This window comes from Acinetobacter harbinensis, from assembly GCF_000816495.1.
Classification (GTDB): Bacteria; Pseudomonadota; Gammaproteobacteria; order Pseudomonadales; family Moraxellaceae; genus Acinetobacter; species Acinetobacter harbinensis.
The window spans coordinates 1-18,368 of record NZ_JXBK01000005.1; the positions used below are offsets into that span (position 1 = coordinate 1).

An 18,368-nucleotide genomic window follows, 5' to 3' on the forward strand; every position below is an offset into this window, starting at 1 on the left:
ATTGATACCTTCAAGGCGCATCTCTTTAATCAGACGATCCTGAAGGGTTCTATTGGCGCGTTCTACGCGACCCTTCGCCTGTGGGGAGTTGGCGAAGATAATATCAATGTTTAACTCATTCAGAATCCGCCCAAATTGCGTGATCTTGCTGTCTTGGCTGGATTTCTGATTGACTCTAAATACCGAATGTTTGTCGCTGTAAAAGGCCAGAGGTTTGCCATATTGCTCAATGTAGGCTCGGGTTGAAAGCATATAGTCAAAGGTCGTTTCAGCTTCACAAAAGCGCAGATGCAACAGCTTGCCGGTAGCATCATCGATATAAACCAGCAAACAGCATTTGGTGGCTCTTCCTTCAAACCAGTCATGATATGAGCCATCAATCTGGATCAGTTCACCGAAGCAATCACGGTTATAGCGTGGCTGGTATGGACGTTTCAGGCGCTTGGATCGCGGAATCCAGAGGTCATTTGCAGTCATCCAGCGACGAACCGTTTCTACCGGGATATGCAGGCCAAACATGCTGCTGAGCTTCTCATGAGCCAATGTAGGACCAAAGCCAAGTAAATGTTCAGAAATAATGGAAAGACATTTTGATTTTAATAACTCATCATGGCGACGATGGCCAGGTTGACCACGACTGGCATGCGCCAGACCTGAAACACCATCTTGATTGAGCTTCTGCAATAACCGGGTAATTTGACGGGTGGAAAGATTCAGGATTTCAGCAGCACGAATCTGGGTAATACGATGATCTCGAACGTCTTGCAGAACTGCAAGACGTTGAATTTCTTTGTCAGACATAGTGATCAGCATCTATATTTTATATCCAGTCCATGGTGATAAAAACCATCATAAACTAGACATTTTTATTGGTGAGAATATAGACATTTTGAATGGGTTCTAACAAGGGCTGTTCGTATAAGCGCCATTATGTTAAATGGACCTAAATTCCTTAATGCGACAGAACAAAACTATACAAGCAGATGAACCAGAAAAGGACCTACCAAAACCATAAAAATACCAGCAAGCACCATTGTTAAGCTGGCAATCACCCCTTCTTCTTTATCACGACTATAGGCTTTAGTCGTTCCAAATCCATGTGCTGCGTTGCCCAAAGATGCGCCCATGGCAAAATGAGATTTTAACGGTAAAGCGCCTAGCACAGTATCACCAATGATCATGCCTATAATACCAGTAATCATGGTAAACAAAATAACCAGTTCGACAGAGCCACCTATATGACTGCTCAACTCCATTGCAAAAGGTGTCGAAATGGAACGCGCCATTAAGCTGTAGGTTGTTGACTGATCAAAATTAAACAGCTTAGCCAGATAAAATGAACTGATCATTCCTGCTAGCATCCCCATCACTACGCCCATACTGATAGAAATTAGATGTGTTTTGATTATTTCACGGTATTCATAAATTGGAATGGCAAAAGCGACTGTTGCAGGGCCTAACATCCAGACAATCCATTGGCTATCTTGCATATACGTATTATAGGATATATTCAAAGACAATATTAAAATAATCAGAAGGATAGGTGGTAGTATCGCTGGTGATAAAATCAGATAAGGATATTTTTGATGGATTTTTTTTACGATAATGTAAAACAGTAAAGTCGCAATCAGACAAACAATGGCGATTAAAGTCATGATTATTTTCCATCCTGATCTATATTACGCAGAGATTGGGAGCGATGATTTTTGATTTTATTTTCAAACTTAAAGCCAAGATGTACACTATATGCTGTAACCACCATGACACAAATGGTCCCCAGAATAACAGCAAGGATTAATTGCCAGCCTTCTGTTAAAAAAAGATGTTTATATTTAATTAGTCCAACAAAACAGGGAATAAAGAATAGAACCAACTCACCTAAAATAAAATCGGAGCCACTCTTGATCCATTCAAGTTTAAAAAATCCGGTCAATAAACCTGTCAAAACAATAAAAAGCCCGATCACTGCACCAGATACTGGAAGTTTAAATAAGGATTGAAGTATGCTGCCAATCCACCAGAAAACAAGTAATAAACTGATTTGCAAAATGATTTTACTGAAATAGTTAAATCGGGTCGGATGTTCGATTTGTACGGGCATTGATATCACAGTTTGATTTTGAAGATAAGGTAATTTTATATGCTGAACATATGCTAAATTATGAATAATTTTATAAATATTATTCTATATTGGGATAATTTATGGATCTAAAATCCCTTAAAATTTTTGTTGAAACTGTCAATAGCCAAAGTTTTAGTTTGGCTGCAGAACACTTGTTTATGACGCAACCGACTTTAAGCAAGATCATTAAGAGCTTAGAAGAAGAGTTGGGAACAGCACTATTTAAAAAGGGTGCAGCAGGAAGAAAACGTGAAGTCGTACTAACTTATACAGGCGAACTGATTTATCAGCATGCATTAAACATATTGTCAGAACATGAAAAAATTTATAACACGATTGAGCAAGTTCAGTTACTTAAAAAGGGGAAACTGACTTTAGGTTTACCACCATTAGGTTCTGTCTTATTTAGTTCACTTATTGCCTTATTTCATAAGCAACATCCGGATATACAGCTTAGTTTTTTAGAGGTAGGCTCAAATAGTATTGAGGAAGCAATTGCAGATAAACGTATTGATGTTGGTATTTTACTTGGTAATTTTCGACCGACTTTTGCGTCAATCCTGGTTGTTGATTCAGCAATGTGCTTACTATCCATAAAAGATTCACAGTGGAGAAATAGAAAAACAGTCAATTTGATTGAATTAAAAGAAGAATCCTTTCTATTATTTTCTGATACTTTTACTTTGAATAGTATGATTATTAAAGCAGCAAATACAGTAGGTTTTGAACCTAAAGTTGTTTGTAAAAGCAGTCAATGGGACTTTATTGCAAAAATGGTTGAATCAAATATGGGAATCGCATTACTTCCTCAAATATATTGCCAGCAATTCGATCAGGAAAAATTCAACACTGCCGTATTGGAAAATCCAGGTTTAAATTGGACTTTAAGTATGGCCTGGAATACGACTATAGCAATGAGTCCTGCAACTAGAGCATGGCTAAATATTGTAAAAGATCATAAACAGAAAATTCACTTTTAGTTCAAGGCTTTTACAACCAGTTTTTAATTGTCGCTACAATCAGTTCTGACTGTTTAATTCATCGGTTCTGTCGCATTAAGGAATTTAGGTCCATTTAACATAATGGCGCTTATACGAAACGTATATTTTAAATATATAAAAATCATACACTTGTGTTATAGTGGTGATGCTCGACGATGTCGAAAAGCTGACTTGGAAACAAGTCGGTTTTTTTATGAGCGGTTTTGATAGTTCTTGCCAATAAATTTGTTTAAAAAGTAATCAATTTTAGCATTTTTCCAATGTTCTCAATTCTTCCAGGCTGAAAACTATCCCCAATTGCTGGGGATAAAATTTAGGCTATTTTGTACGCCTGGGCTTACGTGAATTCCGGCCCTTTGCGGCTATCCAGGATACTGGAACTTTCCTATGATGAACTCATCGGGAACAGGAAGTTCCATAGAAGAATAAGAATAGATAAGCACAAGGACTGTAAGGTACGACAGGAGTTATACCGAGCGAACCAATACGAAAAACCCCGGCAGGATGCCGGGGTTTTTTTATTATCTAAATTTTTTAAATTAGAGTTGGGTGGGCATCAAGAATACGAATTAAAGTCGCTGCAGGACCAGTCGGATAGCGACGGCCCTGCTCCCAGTTCTGTAGGGTTCTTGCGCTGATATGCAAACGTGCAGCAAATTCAGCCTGGGTTAAGCCTGTTTTCTCACGTACTTCTTTAATATCTGGTAATTCAAGCTCAGTTACTCGGCTTGCTTTCATTTCATTGCGTTTGATGGCACCAGCTTCTTTAATCGAAGCAACCAGGTCATCAAATAAGTTATTATCCATGAAATTGCTCCTTTACTAATTGGCGTAGGATCGAGGTTTCTTTGTCTGTCAGATTATCTTTTACTGACTTTGGATAAGCCACAAGGAAAAAGATCTGATCATCTTCTGTGACCCAATAATAGATCACCCGAATACCGCCACTTTTACCCTTATTACCTTGAGCACAACGTACTTTACGAATGCCACCGCCATTTTTGATTAAGTCACCCTTGTCAGGTTGTAGCAAGAGATCCTGCTGAAGCTGACGATATTCTTCATCATTCACAAGCTCTTTAATTTGCTTGGTAAAAATACTGGTTTCAATGAATAACATAGGTGTAAGTACGTCAATGGCGTATCAGAACTTTAGCATTTTTAGAATGAAAAAACGAGAGCTGTAGGCTCTCATTTCGCATAAGTCGTATTATTTTAATTGTAGAAATACTATAAAATAATTCTAATCTGATTAAGTCTAAAAAACTAAATAAGAGGTAGAAGTTCTTTAATATGAATTGTTCCGGGACTAGAAATAACTAAATAACTACTAGTGGTATTTCATAATCTGAGGTGGTTTGGACTTTAATAAAACTAATTAACTAAATTGCAGTGTTTCTAAGTAATAATCACATTCATTAATCTTTTCTATAGTTGAAGTCATATCCGGGAAAATATTCTTTGCAACTAAAAATTGACAATAATCACGGTAGGATTGGATAAGTCTGTACTTGAAATCGAGATCTTCATCTTCAAGCATAAATTCATAGTAAGCATGATCATATGAGAAGAAAGACTGCAATAACATATAAGCTGAATTTGATAGGCGATTGTAATATGTGTACCAACGTTTCAAGGAACTTGATATATCTAAAGGTAGATTATCAAGGTCATGGACATTAATATTTTCTGATAAATTTAAATGATTTTTTAAATACTCTTTTATAAAATATGGTTTATTAATAACTTCATTAATTTCATTATGATTAGATATTGATGTATATAATAAAATTTCAATTTCGAAAATGGATCTAAACTCATTAAAAATTATACTTAACAAGTATCTAGAAGCATTAAAATTTTGTTGTAAGTTACTAATTAATATTGCTCTATGCAATAACTCTATTACATAGGATTTATTGTGTAGAAGCATATCTTGAATTATTTGCTTATCTTCATCTGAATCTTCTATACAACCTATTTTACTAACTACATCCAAGATATGATCAAATTTTTCCATCTCTGACATCATATCTTCATAATCATAATTAAGAGCCATTTCAATCCCGGCTTCTAAACACCCATAATTATAGGCTGTTTTAAGAAGAGTGAATTTTTGTATAGAATCATAGGAAATCCTTCTATACTCATCCATTAAAATCTTCGCTCTATCACATTTAGTACCGTTTCGTTGTTCAAACGTATATTCAATTAAATATTCATCTTCTACTTCATCTTGTTCTTTGTCTTGATATTCAGAATCATCACCTACTCTGAATCTCTCTTCATATTCCTTAAATAATTCTATAGCTTTAAAAGGCTCTATATTAAAAAATTCTCGATTAGATGTATTTCTTAAGCCATTATTTTGAAGTTCAAAATGAATTTCTTTCTCAACAACATCACAGTTCGACACAAATATTTGATAGATAAGTTTGAATGGTGTTGGAATACCTGTAGCTCTAGAAAGTTCTTTAACTCTAACCTCTGGATCTTTTGTGGTTTTCCCAATCTTAACCATATTCGGAAAAGTTGGATTCAGGAGCAGGTATACAAATCCTTTCATAGAAATTCTTCTTCAGTAGACCTCTTGCGTTAGTCAAAATTTAATCAGTGATAAACGTTGATTTTTAAATAAATATCAAAGTCTAAAATAGTCAAAAATAATACTTTCGCAAGAGGTCTAGTTAATTCGAAACACATTTTTTAATTTTATAACACGATTTCTTTTATTTTGGCAGTGTTTCAAAAAGTATGCTGGCATTATACGAATCCATTGTTGATATAAAAGAATACTAAATCAAAGGCTTTGAGATGATTCTCAGTTTTTGGCTGGCTTTGTCTAGGTGCGCTTATAGGGGGGCTTTTTTGTATATGAAAAAGACAAAAAAATTGATGCTGATTTTGCCAAAGTAATAGCTCCATTTAGAGAAATTGATAATGTTTTATATGAGCTACGTAAACAGCTAGATAGATTGCCCTAAATTATTTATAGACTCCTAGTATCTTGAATATTATCCAAAACCGCTCATAAAGAGCGGTTTTTTCTACCTTATATTTTCAATCTGCTTGTAATCTATATTCAAAATTTGTTTGGTTCATTGCTAAAGTATCCATGAGCTTTTTATACTGATCTTCTCCACCATCCATATAACTGAGCATGTCTATATAGTTTTGTATTGCAAAGTTAATATCATTCAGACTTTGTTTTGATTTAATCCAATTTTGAGGACTAAAAATTCCATTGTTAGGAACTGTTCTAGTAGAAGCTGATTTTAATGCAGAATTAAGACAACTTGCTGTCATTTTAATAATTTGCTCTACCATGTTGGCAGTATTTGCATTAGTCCAAGTTACATAAGGTTCAGGAACTCTATCTTGTTGATTATTAGCAATTGAGAACATAATAGAGATTGCATATAAATGATGGAAAGGCGCATATGCCTTCATTGATAAAAGAGTTTCATTTAGTCTGAGAGGGTTACTTTCAACCCAATATTTTTTGATTGTTGTCATCCATAAATTTAAAGCCTGAATATTTTCTGGTTTGTAATCTCTTTTAAAGAGGATTTCAAAATATTTATCAAATATTTTGGTTTCACCATATGAAATATTTGGGCGTTGGGAATGCCAAGCAATTAAGTATTTTCCTAAATCAGATAGATCAATAACATAGTTTTTATCCTTATCTGAAGGGGCTACTTCACCACGTTTTGTAACAAAATACCCTTGTGCATATTTTTGTTCAAATTGACGTTTTAAGTTTAGAACTCTTTTATCATTACTTCTTAAATCTCTAGGTTTCACTGCACTTTGAGAGTTTGTATTGATACTAATTAGATCAGCTCTATCTCTTTGTGGAATTTCATAGAATCGAAATAAGACATAAGTTTCTTCAAGTTTTTTAACTGTTTCACTACAGCTTTGAATTGTATTTAAAGACTGGCATCCATTAACAACGCTCAATCCATACATTTTTAATTGATTATTTTCTAAATCCATTCTGTCACAGATAGCTGTGATGCCATTATGGAAAAAGAAAAAGTCTTTATGCTTATCGCCAAGTAGAGTTTGTCTAATTTTTTTATTTACAGTATTACTATTACCTAAGCTTTGTCTTACATTTTTTTGGAAGAGGGAGCCATCTTTAATTCCCTGTATTTTTACAACTTCCTTTAATGGAATTGCACCAACGACAACTTTAGTTCCAGCTAATTCTATGTCCATGAACTGACTATCAGATAAATCTAAAGTGTAATTAATTTGAGGATTATCTGTTTCCAGTGCTAATTCATACCGTCTAGTTAATTCAGCTTCATCGACTAAAGAAATAGTTGCATCAAAATCTTCATTTTCTGAAATTTCTGCTAGGCTTTTTTGGAATGTTTCTAAGTCTTTTTTTGCAGAATCAGTTAAGTTACTTGTTGTGATTAATTCAAAATTAACTTCGTACTCATCTTCAAAAGCTTTTGCAACTTCAGCGAGTTTGACTTGTAATTTTGCATTTGACACCTGTTGTAATTTTACTAAATCTCTTAATTGAATCCATGAAGATAAAACTTCTCTTAGTGGCTCAGCATCTATTTGATTGCCGGAGGTAAATTTTCCTTGGATTATGTGAATTAACTGTTTTTCATCATCAACGACAATTGCATCTATTTGCTTATCGTCTGCACCATCAGTAATAGCATCTTTAGTTTGATTTCTATCTTGCTTTAAAATATTGAATAAATACCAAGCTACGAATCTTTGACCATCATTTGCATAATTTTGGACGTAGTAATCGGCTTTAATTTCATTAAGGATTTTTTCATAAATAGACATATTTGAACAAACATCATTTTAATTCGTAAGGTTATGATAATGAATAAAAAGAATATAAATAGCTTAATAGTAAATTTTTTTATGAATGAGCAAAATAGTGCTTATCCTATCTTATAGTTTTTCTAAAATTAACATAATACACCTTATACGAAATTAAATTTTTTATTTCATATAAATCATAACTTTAAGTGTATTTAAAAAGCCCAATCCGAATGGTTTGGGCTTTTTTAGTGATTCTTCACGTTCCACGCCTATTCTTTGATCAAAGTTCCACGATTTTAATTAGATAAGCTTGAAAATAACTACTCTGCAAAGATCGTAGTAAACCGTGCCATAACCTCATCTAAAACATCAGAATTAACTTGTTCCATGAATTTGGCATGTCGGGCCTCAAAGTCTAATGATCTTGGTTGATCACAACGTACAACGCCTATTGTCTTACCACCAGTAACTTCAACTGCAAACCCTGAATTACGTGCGAAGCGTCCACCTGATGTAATTGGTAATACAATCGGCATTTTGGTTACAAGGTTGAATGGTTTCGGGGAAATCACCAATACAGGTCGTTTACCTTGTTGCTCATGTCCCAATGTTGGATCTAAAGAAATTAGATAAATATCACCTCTATTCATTAGATCTCTTCTCTTCCTACTGGCTTCATATCATTCCAAGCATCTTGTTCTAGATTTAAAGCTTCATGTTCAGCCAAAAGGTCAGCAAGTTTATACGATGGTTTCTGTCTAGGTTTAACTAGTAAAAGTCCATCTTGAACATCAAGCGAAACAGCTTTACCTGCATCTAATCCTAATTTTTTTAATAAATTTGGTGGCACAGCCAACATAATAGACCCACCGACTTTACGCAGATTGGTGTGAATCATACCCACCTCAAATAGTTATACAAAAGTATAACTATTATCTTCTAAATAGAAAGCCAGTCAATACTGTTTATCCATTAGGCAAGAAAAAGCGGCTCCAGAACCCCCTTTTCTCTGGTTCAGGATCTACATGCTCTGGAATCAGAATCTTTTTATTCTCTTTGATAGTCAAAACGTCATGTTTAGCTTCTGTAGGAATTATCTCTGAATCTGACTTAACTACGCTTTGCTGTATTGGATCTTGATCGGTAAACCTAGTCATATTGGGTTTTGGAGCTTCCAAGAGACGCTGCATTGCCTCAATTTGTTCTTGGTAAAATAATTCTCTTTCTATGGACTGATTTTCTCTAAGTAATGATTGATTTAATTGCTTTTCAAGCATGTCAACTTGACGTTTAAGCATGTCAACTTCCGTCAAGTTTTGACTGTTAATTGATTGACTTTGGTTGACAGTACTAGCTTTTCCTTCAGGCTCTCCAAAAACTCGTAGAGCTTCTGAAAAATCAATTAATCCATCAGCTCCTTTGGATAAATTCCCTTTATTTATATGAGCATAGATAGCTTGTCGAGAATATCCATATAGTTTTGCTAATTCTGAAACTGACAATTTCTTCATTATGTAAACCAGTTTTAATTTGTCTTAATATTTGACTGTTAACTTTACAATGTCAATTGACATAACTATTTGAAACCGACCTTTTTCAGTAGAGGTGTTAATTCTTTAAATTTCGCAGGGTCCTGTAACATTACAGCTATACGGACTGCAAACTGCTGATAACTTTCTGCACCTTGAGAGTATTTGCTCATTTCAGGCAAACTTGACAGCTTACTTGCAAATAAATGGCGCTGAGGATCTGTTAGTTTTATGAAAATATCAGTTGTAGATGGATCTAGATCGATAGAGTTTTGCTTATCAATATTTTTCTTATGTTTTAACGTGAATGAAAACCCAGTAATTGAACGTCCTTTTTTGTACTGTTGGTAATTCACTTTAATATCTGTTTTTTCATTTATGTCACTAACGGCTAAATCAAGAACTCGCTTTTTAAAATCACTCATCAATTTATATTCATGAAGATCTAATCCTAGCTGTGCACGAAAATCTTGTAGCTCAAAAACTGGAGTTTTGCCTGTGCTTTGCCACTGAATTAATAACTCATAAAGCCTTGTTGAATAAACACTTTTTAATTGCGAGGTTTGACTTAAAAGGTATTGAGTAAAGAATTCTTTTACACCATTTATTCGACTAATACCTTGAACAACTGCTGGAGTAAAAACTATTTCAATAGCACCTTCATTATCTAAATATTTAACTTGAGAAATCCATCTACTTTTCACTAGTTTTCCATCTTCATCAAAGAAGCTGAATCTACGATTAAATAAGGTTTCTTCAGCTTCTTTCATTCTTATATAAGCATTTTGTCGGGTAGTGCCAAAAACATCAGCATAACGCAGAGCATCTATTCGTAAAGGAATGTCAGTTGTTAAGCCAGTACCTGTTTGTCGGGCATCTACAATTGCAAGCTGCACAATATGGAATTCTGCTAAAGAAAGCATCTGAAATGCTTGGTTTAAACGATTTGTTTTAATGACTAAGTCTTTTTTCATGGTAATTAAATGTCTTTATATAAATAATTAATTAGATTTTAAAGACATGTTAATACATATCTTTAAAAAGACAAGTATAAATAAGTCTTTTAATGGTAACTAAACGTCTTTATATAGGTAACTAAACGTCTTTATATAGGTAACTAAACGTCTTTATATAGGTAACTAAACGTCTTTATATGAAGCTTAAGAACCTCTGATAGCAAGGCTATTAGCCTCTGGAAAAACATTAAAAACATTAAAAACATTAAAAACACAGAACATAAAAAATTGCCCTATGTTTTCGCTATGCTCAAACTCTATTGAATCTCACTTTCGTTCGATTCTTTGGGGCAATTTTTTTGCAAATACCTGCAATCAATTCTAAAAAATAAAAAGACTATGGAATTCGTTACGCTCATCAGTTTTTTATGCTCGCTACGCTCGGTCTAGCCGCAAATAGATTTAACGAATCACGCTATTTTTAGAAACTCGCATATTTAAAAAAATGTTTTTCAAAAAGTCTAAGCACGACTTTTCTTTGTGTCGCTCGTAGACACTCGCTTTGATATAGCGATTAGAGGCAAAAAATAGGGGGTAGGCGCGTTTTTTCACTGATTACCAATGATTCCATATATCAAATAGAGAAAATGGCTTAAAACGCAAATGAGCGCAAAATGGAAAGCAGTTTATAGTCGTACTCAGGACTTTGATCTCAGGTATTTATGTGTGATGAGGGACACACAGATTTTTAATTTCGTTCAGCAGAATCGACTGCGTCAGGATTTTTTAAGTGAGGTCCCCACTAACGGGGAAAGAAATGAGCCACAGTTACTTTGTGATGCTTACAGCAATGCGCTTATGAAAGCTAATGAAATTGCGGCAAAAACGGTTTCTTTTCCCAATATCAGTACAGGTGTGTACAAATTTCCGCGCCAACATGCTGCGGAAATAGCTATTGGTACGGTTCTTTTGATGCTGCCACAATACGATCAAGTTGAAGAGGTGTTTTTTTTGTGTAGAGATGAAGAAAATTACTTAATTTATAAAGAAATTTTTTCAAAAATTGAAGATCCAAAAATTCAAATACAGATTAAATAATGGATAGCTCGTACAAGAAGCCTGCAACTAATTTTGCCAAAATTTCATGGTCTTCTTGTGATTCAACTATACTGAGGTAATTTTTTGATTCGAATAAGATTTCTATTATGACTGAGGGAAAGGCTTTACTGTTACAGGCAAAAGTTACTGATAAAGATTTAGATACTTTCGAGAGCAAACTCTTAAATTTGTGCCAACAATATTTTTTAGATCCATTAAAGTCAGATCTTTTAATACCTAGCCGTTTAAAAGACATTATAAAAAAATATGAAGAAAAACAAAGCCTAAGTAAATTTGAAGAAGTATATATTCATGAGTATATGCTCAGATCTTTAAGCGGTTTCCTGCCAGACTTTCAGAAAAAAATTAGACATAAAGTTGAATTAGAAAGAGTAGCTGAGGAAAAAATTCGTCAGGAGAGGTTGAGACTGGAAGCTATTGAAAAACAAAAGTTGCTTGAGTCAGATCCTGTTTATATTGCAAAGCAAAAAGAAAAAGCATTACTAAAAAAATACGATATTAATGAATATCTATCAGGGGCATCACCTACAGAGCTTTCTGAAATTTTGAATAAGCTAGAAAATGAAACAAGACTTTCTCAAGATGAGGCTGTTTGGTTAACCGGGTTATTTGACGGGTTGAAAGATTCAGGATTTCAGCAGCACGGACTTGGGTAATACGATGATCTCGAACGTCTTGCAGCACTGCAAGACGTTGAATTTCTTTATCAGACATAGTGATCAGCATCTATATTTATATCCAGTCCATGATGGTAAAAACCATCATAAACCAGACATTTTTATTGGTGAGAATATAGACACTTTAAATGGGTTCTAACATAAGCATTTCGTATAAGGTGTATTATGTTAATTTTAGACAATCTAATTAATATTCATTTGGATGTTCAATATACCATTTAAGATTTTCTTGTGCTTTAGGGTCACCTAACTCGGCCAAAGGTTTAACCATTTCAATTGCTTTTTGCACATTTTTAGGTACAGCCTTACCACTAAAGTACATTTCTGCTAACTGAATTTGCGCTAGACTATAATCTTGACTTGCAGATTTAGTAAGCCATACAAAAGCTTTTGTATAATCTTGTTCAACACCTTCACCATAATAATAAGCTTGTCCAATATTAAATAAAGCACTTGCATTATTAGCATCAATATCTATAGCTTGAGAAAAATATTCTAATGCTTTTTTATGGTCTTGTTGAAATACAATTCCTTCTTGATGATAAACTCCTAACAGATTAATAGAGTCAGCATGATTCATGCTTGCCGCTTTTTCAAAATATGGTAAAGCTTGCTTATAGTTCCCTTGTAAAAATTCAAGCATTCCTAAATTGTGTATCCCTCCAACATAATTTTGATCTGCTGCTTTACTAAACCAATATTTAGCCTGTTTTAGATCAGTCTCACCCCAAAAACCATGTTGGTATCCATTCCCTAAGGCATTTTGGGCTTTAGTATCACCTTGATCCGCAAGTTGCTTAAATATTTTATAAGCATCATCATTTTTATCTTGATCAAATAAATTTTGTGCTTTTTTAAATAAGGCATCTACTTCTTGTTGATTACTATTATTTTGTAATTTTTCCGTATTAGTAGAGTTACTACAAGCCACTGAAAAAAATGAAGATAAAACCAAAATAATAAAAATGGAAAAAAAATTCTTTTTAGTCTTAATCCACATATTCAATCCCCTTTCCCTGACCTTTCATCAATCGCTCATTTCGGTCATATAATAAAATAGGAATAGTATAGGATTTGGCGACAGAGTGAGTTATTGAAACTGGTTTTCCTTCCGCTACTTTTTTAACTTTTTTAGCACTTACATCAAAAGTGTCCTGAATTCCTCTACTTCTAACATCCCTTTTTACCGCATTTCCATGAGTGTCGACATCATCTACTGTAGCGTAACCATTTACCCGACTAATAGAGTAATTACCCACATTTAATGTATTCGTCAAAGTTAGACCACTTCCAGTTAAATCTGAGACATGCTTGGCTTTTACATTAAGTGCCGTACTTGAAATAGAAACATTTATATCTTTTTTAAAGCTAGCTTTTAGCTTTTTTTCATCTTTAAGTAATTCAGCTATTTCCTTAGCATTTCCATTATTAGTTAAATGAGGCATTTTACTTGGATCAATCTCACCACTAGCTCCAACAGAGACGAATAACATCCAATCCCCATTGTCATCATAAGCAATACCTATATCCAATGCACTTCCAATAAAATATAGAGCACCACTAAAAGTTATAAAAATCTGTTTTGCTGATGATTCTTTTGGTTGATATTGTGTGATTGCTAATCCATCTGCTTTTGAAAACATGAGCTCTTTCTTCATAATTTCAGAAATATATTGAGCTCTATTATTTTTTACTTTTAATATTTTCCCTACTTGAAGTTTATCCATTTCAGATAAAAGAATATTATTCTGCATCGCAATCAAACTTGGACTCACCTTAAACTTCTTTGCTAAGCTTGATAAAGTATCTCCTGATAAAACCTCATATTTGATATCTACAAAATCATTTGGATTACTAAGCTTAATTGATACTTTTTCTTGTTTTTTTGCATCACCAATATAAATTTTTTGACCAATCTTAATCTTATTCTGATTTTTTATATCGTTATCCCTCATTAGTTGATGAATATCTTTTTTAAATTTCTTAGCAATAAGCTTTAAAGTGTCTCCGGACTGTACTTGATAGTAATCAGATTGATGATTGGAGCTACTTTTAGACGCTGTTACAGCTTTGCCAAGTTTTCTTACAGGAATCTCTACTGTTAAAGGATACTCAATACTTTTTAGATGAAGAAAACGTTCATTTATATGTATTTTTTTCACTAATGTCCATTGATTAAATGATGTCGGTTTTCCTTTAACTAAAACTTCAATCGTACATATTCCTGGCACTTTAAAGGGTTCTGTTTCGCCCTTGAGATTTGTTTTTTTTATAAATTTGGAAGGAGTTTTTTTTGACGTCGACCATTTTTTTTCTAACTCAGGCGTCCATTTAAGAATATCTCTATTCGTCTGAATCCTGTACTCGAGATTGGGAACAACATCCTTAGAACCAAAATAATAAAAAGTGATACGAAAATTTAAATCAGCCACCGTTTAATTCTCCTGATTGTCATTTGATTCTACAAAAAACTCTTCTTCAACAACAAAATCAGAATGATCTATAAATAGCTCTAGATCCTCAATTTCTGATGTAGATATTCTTTTTGTTCTTCCTCTTGAATCTAAATACCCTTCATGAAAACTACCGTTATTTCTGTAAACCCTATATTTGGAATGAGAAAAATCAGATAAAGAATCTAACTGACTTAGATCAAATCTCATACTCTTTCTGTCAATTTCTTTTACACTCGGTAATATAGGAAGTTCATAATTTGTCTGTGCACCGCTCTTAAAAAGATGTTGCCCAGCTTTAGCCTCAAACTTTCCAGGCGTGATGACTGTAATACCATTTTTATTAATAATGATTTGAGAACCACCGGCCATTGATATACCTATATTTTTATAAAAACATTCAAAACCAAATCTAAATTTCGCTTAACATAGCCTTGAATCATTAACTATTTTATTAAATGTATGACATTCATTATCGCTATACAGTTGAATGATAGCATTATTATTGCAGCAGACACTAAAAAAGTGGTTTTGGACGAATATGGATCACTTCAATTTAGTCCAGAAAAAGTGTCTAAACTACACTTATGGAATAAAGGTATTATTACGGGTACAGGTGAACTCAACGTGATCACTCAAACCGTGGAATTATTCAAAAATATTGCACATTCTGATTTAAACAAAATACCTGAATGCCTTAATATTTCTAGACAACTTAGAGAGTTAGAAATAGGTCAGGATAACTTTCAGGTTCAAACCACCAAACTTCTTTTCTCAAATTGTTGTACTGATGATACTCAACTTTATAAAGTTGAGCGTTTTGAAAAATCACAGCCTTATATAATGACAGCTATAGAGCCAATGGATATTACGCTTTGGTTATTCGACCCGAATATCGAGGCAATATCAACAGACCTACGATCTTTATATCAAGATCTCAAAGATTACTCATGCTTTGCCAATAAAGTAGATTGGATAAATTACTATATCAATCGAATTGCCCCCATTTATAAAAAGCAAAGCAAACATGATTTTTTCATGAGCCAAAGCTTTGATATCTTCTTTCAAACCAAGAATGACTATATTCTCAGCCATATTGATAACACGCATATTACAGCACTTGAATTTAGTGAAATTACTGCTGATTGTTCATCCACTTAACATAATGGTGCTTATACGAATTGAACTTTTCTTCATCTAGGAATATAGTGTGATTAACAATGTTAATCACAGGAGCTTAACATGGCTTCAAATGCACTAGTAACTACTCGCATTAATGAAAACATTAAGCATGAAGCAACAGAAGTTCTCGCAACAATGGGCTTAACTGTCTCAGATGCAGTCCGTTTGTTGTTGACTAAAGTAGCTAAAGAAAAGGCTCTACCTTTTGAAATTTGGCAACCGAATGCTGAAACTATTGCTGCAATGGAAGAAGATTTGAGTAAAGCAAAAAGCTTTACTTCTGTAAAAGACTTAATGGCTGATCTAAATGCGGACGATTAAGTACACATCAGCATTCAAGAAAGACTATAAGCGTGAGAAAAAAGGCCAGCATCGAAATACCGTAGATGCTGACCTACAAACTGTTTTAGAGTTATTGCAAGCTGATGAAACCTTGCCTGAGAAGTATCGTGACCATGCTTTGGTCAGTAATTGGGTAGGTCATCGTGATTGCCATATCAAACCAGATCTTGTTTTAATCTATAAGAAAACAGAAGAAGGTGAACTACTAATTTTGAAGTTATTTCGATTAGGTAGTCATAGTGAACTAGCAATTTGAACGACCTAATTTCAACAACCAAATTTAAAAATTATCTTTAAAAATGGGAGCTTAAAGCTCCCATTTTTAATTTCGTATAAGGTGTATTATGTAAAATATTCGGTTATCTTATGTTTTATTTTTACTTATATAACAGCAATCATGGATAAATGTTCTAAATTATTTTCTTTGATCTTATGTTCGTTAATTTTAGCATTTTTGTTTACTTCGACTCCTATTTTTAAATTTAAAATATTTGAATCTACTCATTCAAATTTGATAAGAATTAAAGATTTTAATATATTAAACTATAAAATTGAATGTTCAAGTCCATGGGGAAGAGGTCGGGATACAACAGCAACTATGAAAGTATCGTATAATTATAAATATAATGATAAATCCTATGAAGCTGAATTTATAGATTTTTATAGTACATACAAATTATTTTTTTTTGAAAGCTGTGGTGTCTTAAGAGAAAAAAACTATAAAATTTGGCAGAAAATAATTGAAGAAAAATCTATTCAATTATTGGTAGAAAAGAACTCACCTAAGAATTCGAAATTATTTATTACAAATCAAAATCCTAATATTAGATTCTCTTGGTTAAGCATTTTTTTAGCTGAGATGCAAGGTCTAATAATAGCTGCTATCGTAATTAGCATATGTTTTTCTATTTATATGCTACTGTTTCGAAAGTGAAGTTAACCGTTCTAGGGCTTTACTCGCTTCTGAAATCTTATTTTCAGATGCTTTTTTATACCAATACATTGCTTTTTCTAAATCTAAAAAAATGTTTTCATACATATATGCCAAATTATATTGCGCTTCTGGAAAATTTTGTTCAGCTGCTTTTGTAAATAGTTCTAAAGCTTTTTGATTATTCTTAGTAATACCTCTACCATTTACATAAGCATTGCCTAAATTGTATTGCGCTTCTGGAAAATTTTGTTGAGCTGCTTTTGTAAATAGCTCTACAGCTTTTTCATCATTTTTGGATACACCATCACCAGTTGCATAAGCATTACCTAAATTGTATTGTGCCTTAGCATAACCTTGTTTTGCCGATTTCTTATAAAGGTCCAATGCTATTTGTCTATTCTGGGCAACGTAATAGCCTTTATCATACATCAATCCAAGATTATACTGTCCAGCTGGAAGTTGCTCCTTAGCTGCCAGCTCAGAATAACACGCATAGAGTTCTAAAAATGTTAGATAATACGTAAACTTATTCGAACTACTCAAGAATTATGAGAAATCTATCTTCTGTCGCATTTATTGGATTTACTTTTTCTGCCCTAATTAATTTAAGCTCTTATTTTTTTCATTTTGCATTATCGTTTGTACTTTGTATTTTCTTAATTTTTCCTATCTTTGCTATAGCTATATCAGTCATATCTAAAAAATTAGAGATTAATTTTAATGTGCTTACGATTGTCTTATTGTTCTACGCAATTGGCACATTATTCATAATGATTAATATCTTAGATAACTTTAGCGTTGAAAAAAATGGCTTAGACTATATTCTAAAAAATCGTGCAACCTTCATCCGTGAAGCGACTCTTGAAGAATATAATCTATATAAAAGACGATCATCCAGATTAATTAGTGCATACCTACTATTCTTTTATCACTTACTATATTCAACTTTAAAATTATCAAATTCTAAACAAAATTCGCAATAAATTTAAAAATCTAGATGGAAAATATTTCAGTAAAAACCCAAAAAAGATCATTTATTAACCAATTTTATTGGCGGAATCTATCAGTTTTGTTTAAAAAAAAACCGACTTGTTGCGAATCCGGCTTTTGAGGATTTTTGAGTTTTTCTGTTTTAAGCTAACTGATTGTTATTACAGAATTATTGCAAGGGCTGTTATTCACCAATTAAAATGTCTATGCGATAAACCATTTAAAATGTCCTGTTTTTAACCACAAGAGTCAAGCAC

At 33.2% G+C, this 18,368-nt stretch carries 21 protein-coding genes and 2 pseudogenes; 7 read left to right on the forward strand and 16 right to left on the reverse strand.

What is annotated here, in order from left to right; genetic code table 11:
• The 3 genes from SE27_RS13385 to SE27_RS13395 form a co-directional block, all read right to left on the reverse strand.
• Positions 1–813 (reverse strand): ISNCY family transposase (locus tag SE27_RS13385; RefSeq protein WP_039624392.1); only part of this gene is annotated, 813 nt, incomplete at its 3' end.
• A gap of 158 nt (positions 814–971) precedes the next feature.
• Complete coding sequence (locus SE27_RS13390) at positions 972–1,655, reverse strand: LrgB family protein (RefSeq protein ID WP_039624393.1); 684 nt, start codon at positions 1,653–1,655, stop codon at positions 972–974.
• A gap of 2 nt (positions 1,656–1,657) precedes the next feature.
• A complete protein-coding gene (locus SE27_RS13395) occupies positions 1,658–2,101 on the reverse strand; it encodes a CidA/LrgA family protein (protein ID WP_039624394.1) in 444 nt (147 codons plus the stop codon).
• A 101-nt stretch (positions 2,102–2,202) separates the two neighbouring features.
• Here SE27_RS13395 and SE27_RS13400 point away from each other — a divergent pair, with 101 nt between their 5' ends.
• Positions 2,203–3,102 carry a LysR family transcriptional regulator gene (locus SE27_RS13400; protein WP_039624396.1) on the forward strand — a complete coding sequence of 300 codons (900 nt, stop codon included), beginning with the start codon at positions 2,203–2,205 and terminating at the stop codon, positions 3,100–3,102.
• A gap of 555 nt (positions 3,103–3,657) precedes the next feature.
• On the opposite strand, the gene nadS is transcribed toward SE27_RS13400, so the two are convergent.
• The 8 genes from nadS to repM form a co-directional block, all read right to left on the reverse strand.
• Entirely contained in the window at positions 3,658–3,930 is a 273-nt protein-coding gene (gene nadS / locus SE27_RS13405) for a NadS family protein (protein ID WP_004896911.1), read from the reverse strand.
• Positions 3,923–4,243, reverse strand: a complete 321-nt coding sequence (locus SE27_RS13410) for a type II toxin-antitoxin system RelE/ParE family toxin (protein ID WP_039624399.1) — start codon at positions 4,241–4,243, stop codon at positions 3,923–3,925. Before SE27_RS13410 ends, nadS begins: the two co-directional genes overlap by 8 nt.
• 258 nt (positions 4,244–4,501) lie before the next feature.
• Positions 4,502–5,689 carry a GIY-YIG nuclease family protein gene (locus tag SE27_RS13415; protein WP_039624401.1) on the reverse strand — a complete coding sequence of 396 codons (1,188 nt, stop codon included), beginning with the start codon at positions 5,687–5,689 and terminating at the stop codon, positions 4,502–4,504.
• 494 nt (positions 5,690–6,183) lie between these two features.
• Entirely contained in the window at positions 6,184–7,947 is a 1,764-nt protein-coding gene (locus SE27_RS13420; RefSeq protein WP_039624403.1) for an AIPR family protein, read from the reverse strand.
• A 302-nt stretch (positions 7,948–8,249) separates the two neighbouring features.
• Complete coding sequence (locus tag SE27_RS13425) at positions 8,250–8,579, reverse strand: type II toxin-antitoxin system PemK/MazF family toxin (protein WP_039624405.1); 330 nt, start codon at positions 8,577–8,579, stop codon at positions 8,250–8,252.
• The gene (locus SE27_RS13430; protein ID WP_039624407.1) at positions 8,579–8,827 is read right to left on the reverse strand and encodes an AbrB/MazE/SpoVT family DNA-binding domain-containing protein; all 249 of its coding nucleotides are present in this window, start codon (positions 8,825–8,827) and stop codon (positions 8,579–8,581) included. The genes SE27_RS13425 and SE27_RS13430 overlap by 1 nt, the downstream gene beginning before the upstream one ends.
• Before the next feature lie 67 nt (positions 8,828–8,894).
• Positions 8,895–9,440: a plasmid replication DNA-binding protein gene (locus SE27_RS13435; protein WP_039624409.1), complete on the reverse strand. Its 546-nt coding sequence runs from the start codon at positions 9,438–9,440 to the stop codon at positions 8,895–8,897.
• A 65-nt stretch (positions 9,441–9,505) separates the two neighbouring features.
• Positions 9,506–10,432 carry a replication initiation protein RepM gene (gene repM / locus SE27_RS13440; protein ID WP_039624411.1) on the reverse strand — a complete coding sequence of 309 codons (927 nt, stop codon included), beginning with the start codon at positions 10,430–10,432 and terminating at the stop codon, positions 9,506–9,508.
• A 786-nt stretch (positions 10,433–11,218) separates the two neighbouring features.
• Here repM and SE27_RS13445 point away from each other — a divergent pair.
• Positions 11,219–11,512: pseudogene (locus SE27_RS13445) on the forward strand (macro domain-containing protein); the annotation flags it as partial.
• A gap of 107 nt (positions 11,513–11,619) precedes the next feature.
• Positions 11,620–12,189: a hypothetical protein gene (locus SE27_RS13960; RefSeq protein ID WP_039624413.1), complete on the forward strand. Its 570-nt coding sequence runs from the start codon at positions 11,620–11,622 to the stop codon at positions 12,187–12,189.
• Here the strand turns inward: SE27_RS13960 and SE27_RS13895 are convergent.
• From SE27_RS13895 to SE27_RS13465, 4 genes and pseudogenes are all read right to left on the reverse strand, one after another.
• Positions 12,122–12,259: pseudogene (locus SE27_RS13895) on the reverse strand (ISNCY family transposase); the annotation flags it as partial. The gene SE27_RS13960 and the pseudogene SE27_RS13895 sit on opposite strands and share 68 nt — an antisense overlap.
• A gap of 138 nt (positions 12,260–12,397) precedes the next feature.
• A complete protein-coding gene (locus tag SE27_RS13455; RefSeq protein WP_039624414.1) occupies positions 12,398–13,210 on the reverse strand; it encodes a tetratricopeptide repeat protein in 813 nt (270 codons plus the stop codon).
• Positions 13,200–14,642, reverse strand: a complete 1,443-nt coding sequence (locus SE27_RS13460; RefSeq protein ID WP_039624415.1) for a LysM peptidoglycan-binding domain-containing protein — start codon at positions 14,640–14,642, stop codon at positions 13,200–13,202. The genes SE27_RS13455 and SE27_RS13460 overlap by 11 nt, the downstream gene beginning before the upstream one ends.
• A 3-nt stretch (positions 14,643–14,645) precedes the next feature.
• Positions 14,646–15,035 (reverse strand): hypothetical protein, encoded by a 390-nt coding sequence (locus tag SE27_RS13465; protein WP_039624427.1) that lies wholly within the window; start codon positions 15,033–15,035, stop codon positions 14,646–14,648.
• A 90-nt stretch (positions 15,036–15,125) separates the two neighbouring features.
• Here SE27_RS13465 and SE27_RS13470 point away from each other — a divergent pair, with 90 nt between their 5' ends.
• The 4 genes from SE27_RS13470 (at position 15,126) to SE27_RS13900 (ending at position 17,121) form a co-directional block, all read left to right on the forward strand.
• Positions 15,126–15,824: an Ntn hydrolase family protein gene (locus SE27_RS13470; RefSeq protein ID WP_039624417.1), complete on the forward strand. Its 699-nt coding sequence runs from the start codon at positions 15,126–15,128 to the stop codon at positions 15,822–15,824.
• An 81-nt stretch (positions 15,825–15,905) separates the two neighbouring features.
• Entirely contained in the window at positions 15,906–16,166 is a 261-nt protein-coding gene (locus SE27_RS13475) for a type II toxin-antitoxin system RelB/DinJ family antitoxin (protein WP_005254175.1), read from the forward strand.
• The gene (locus tag SE27_RS13480) at positions 16,153–16,443 is read left to right on the forward strand and encodes a type II toxin-antitoxin system YafQ family toxin (RefSeq protein ID WP_039624420.1); all 291 of its coding nucleotides are present in this window, start codon (positions 16,153–16,155) and stop codon (positions 16,441–16,443) included. The genes SE27_RS13475 and SE27_RS13480 overlap by 14 nt, the downstream gene beginning before the upstream one ends.
• Positions 16,444–16,584: 141 nt before the next feature.
• Positions 16,585–17,121 carry a hypothetical protein gene (locus tag SE27_RS13900; protein ID WP_039624422.1) on the forward strand — a complete coding sequence of 179 codons (537 nt, stop codon included), beginning with the start codon at positions 16,585–16,587 and terminating at the stop codon, positions 17,119–17,121.
• On the opposite strand, the gene SE27_RS13490 is transcribed toward SE27_RS13900, so the two are convergent.
• On the reverse strand, positions 17,104–17,664 hold the full coding sequence (locus tag SE27_RS13490) for a tetratricopeptide repeat protein (RefSeq protein WP_227504664.1): 561 nt from the start codon (positions 17,662–17,664) through the stop codon (positions 17,104–17,106). The genes SE27_RS13900 and SE27_RS13490 overlap by 18 nt on opposite strands.
• Between the last annotated feature and the right edge of the window lie 704 nt (positions 17,665–18,368).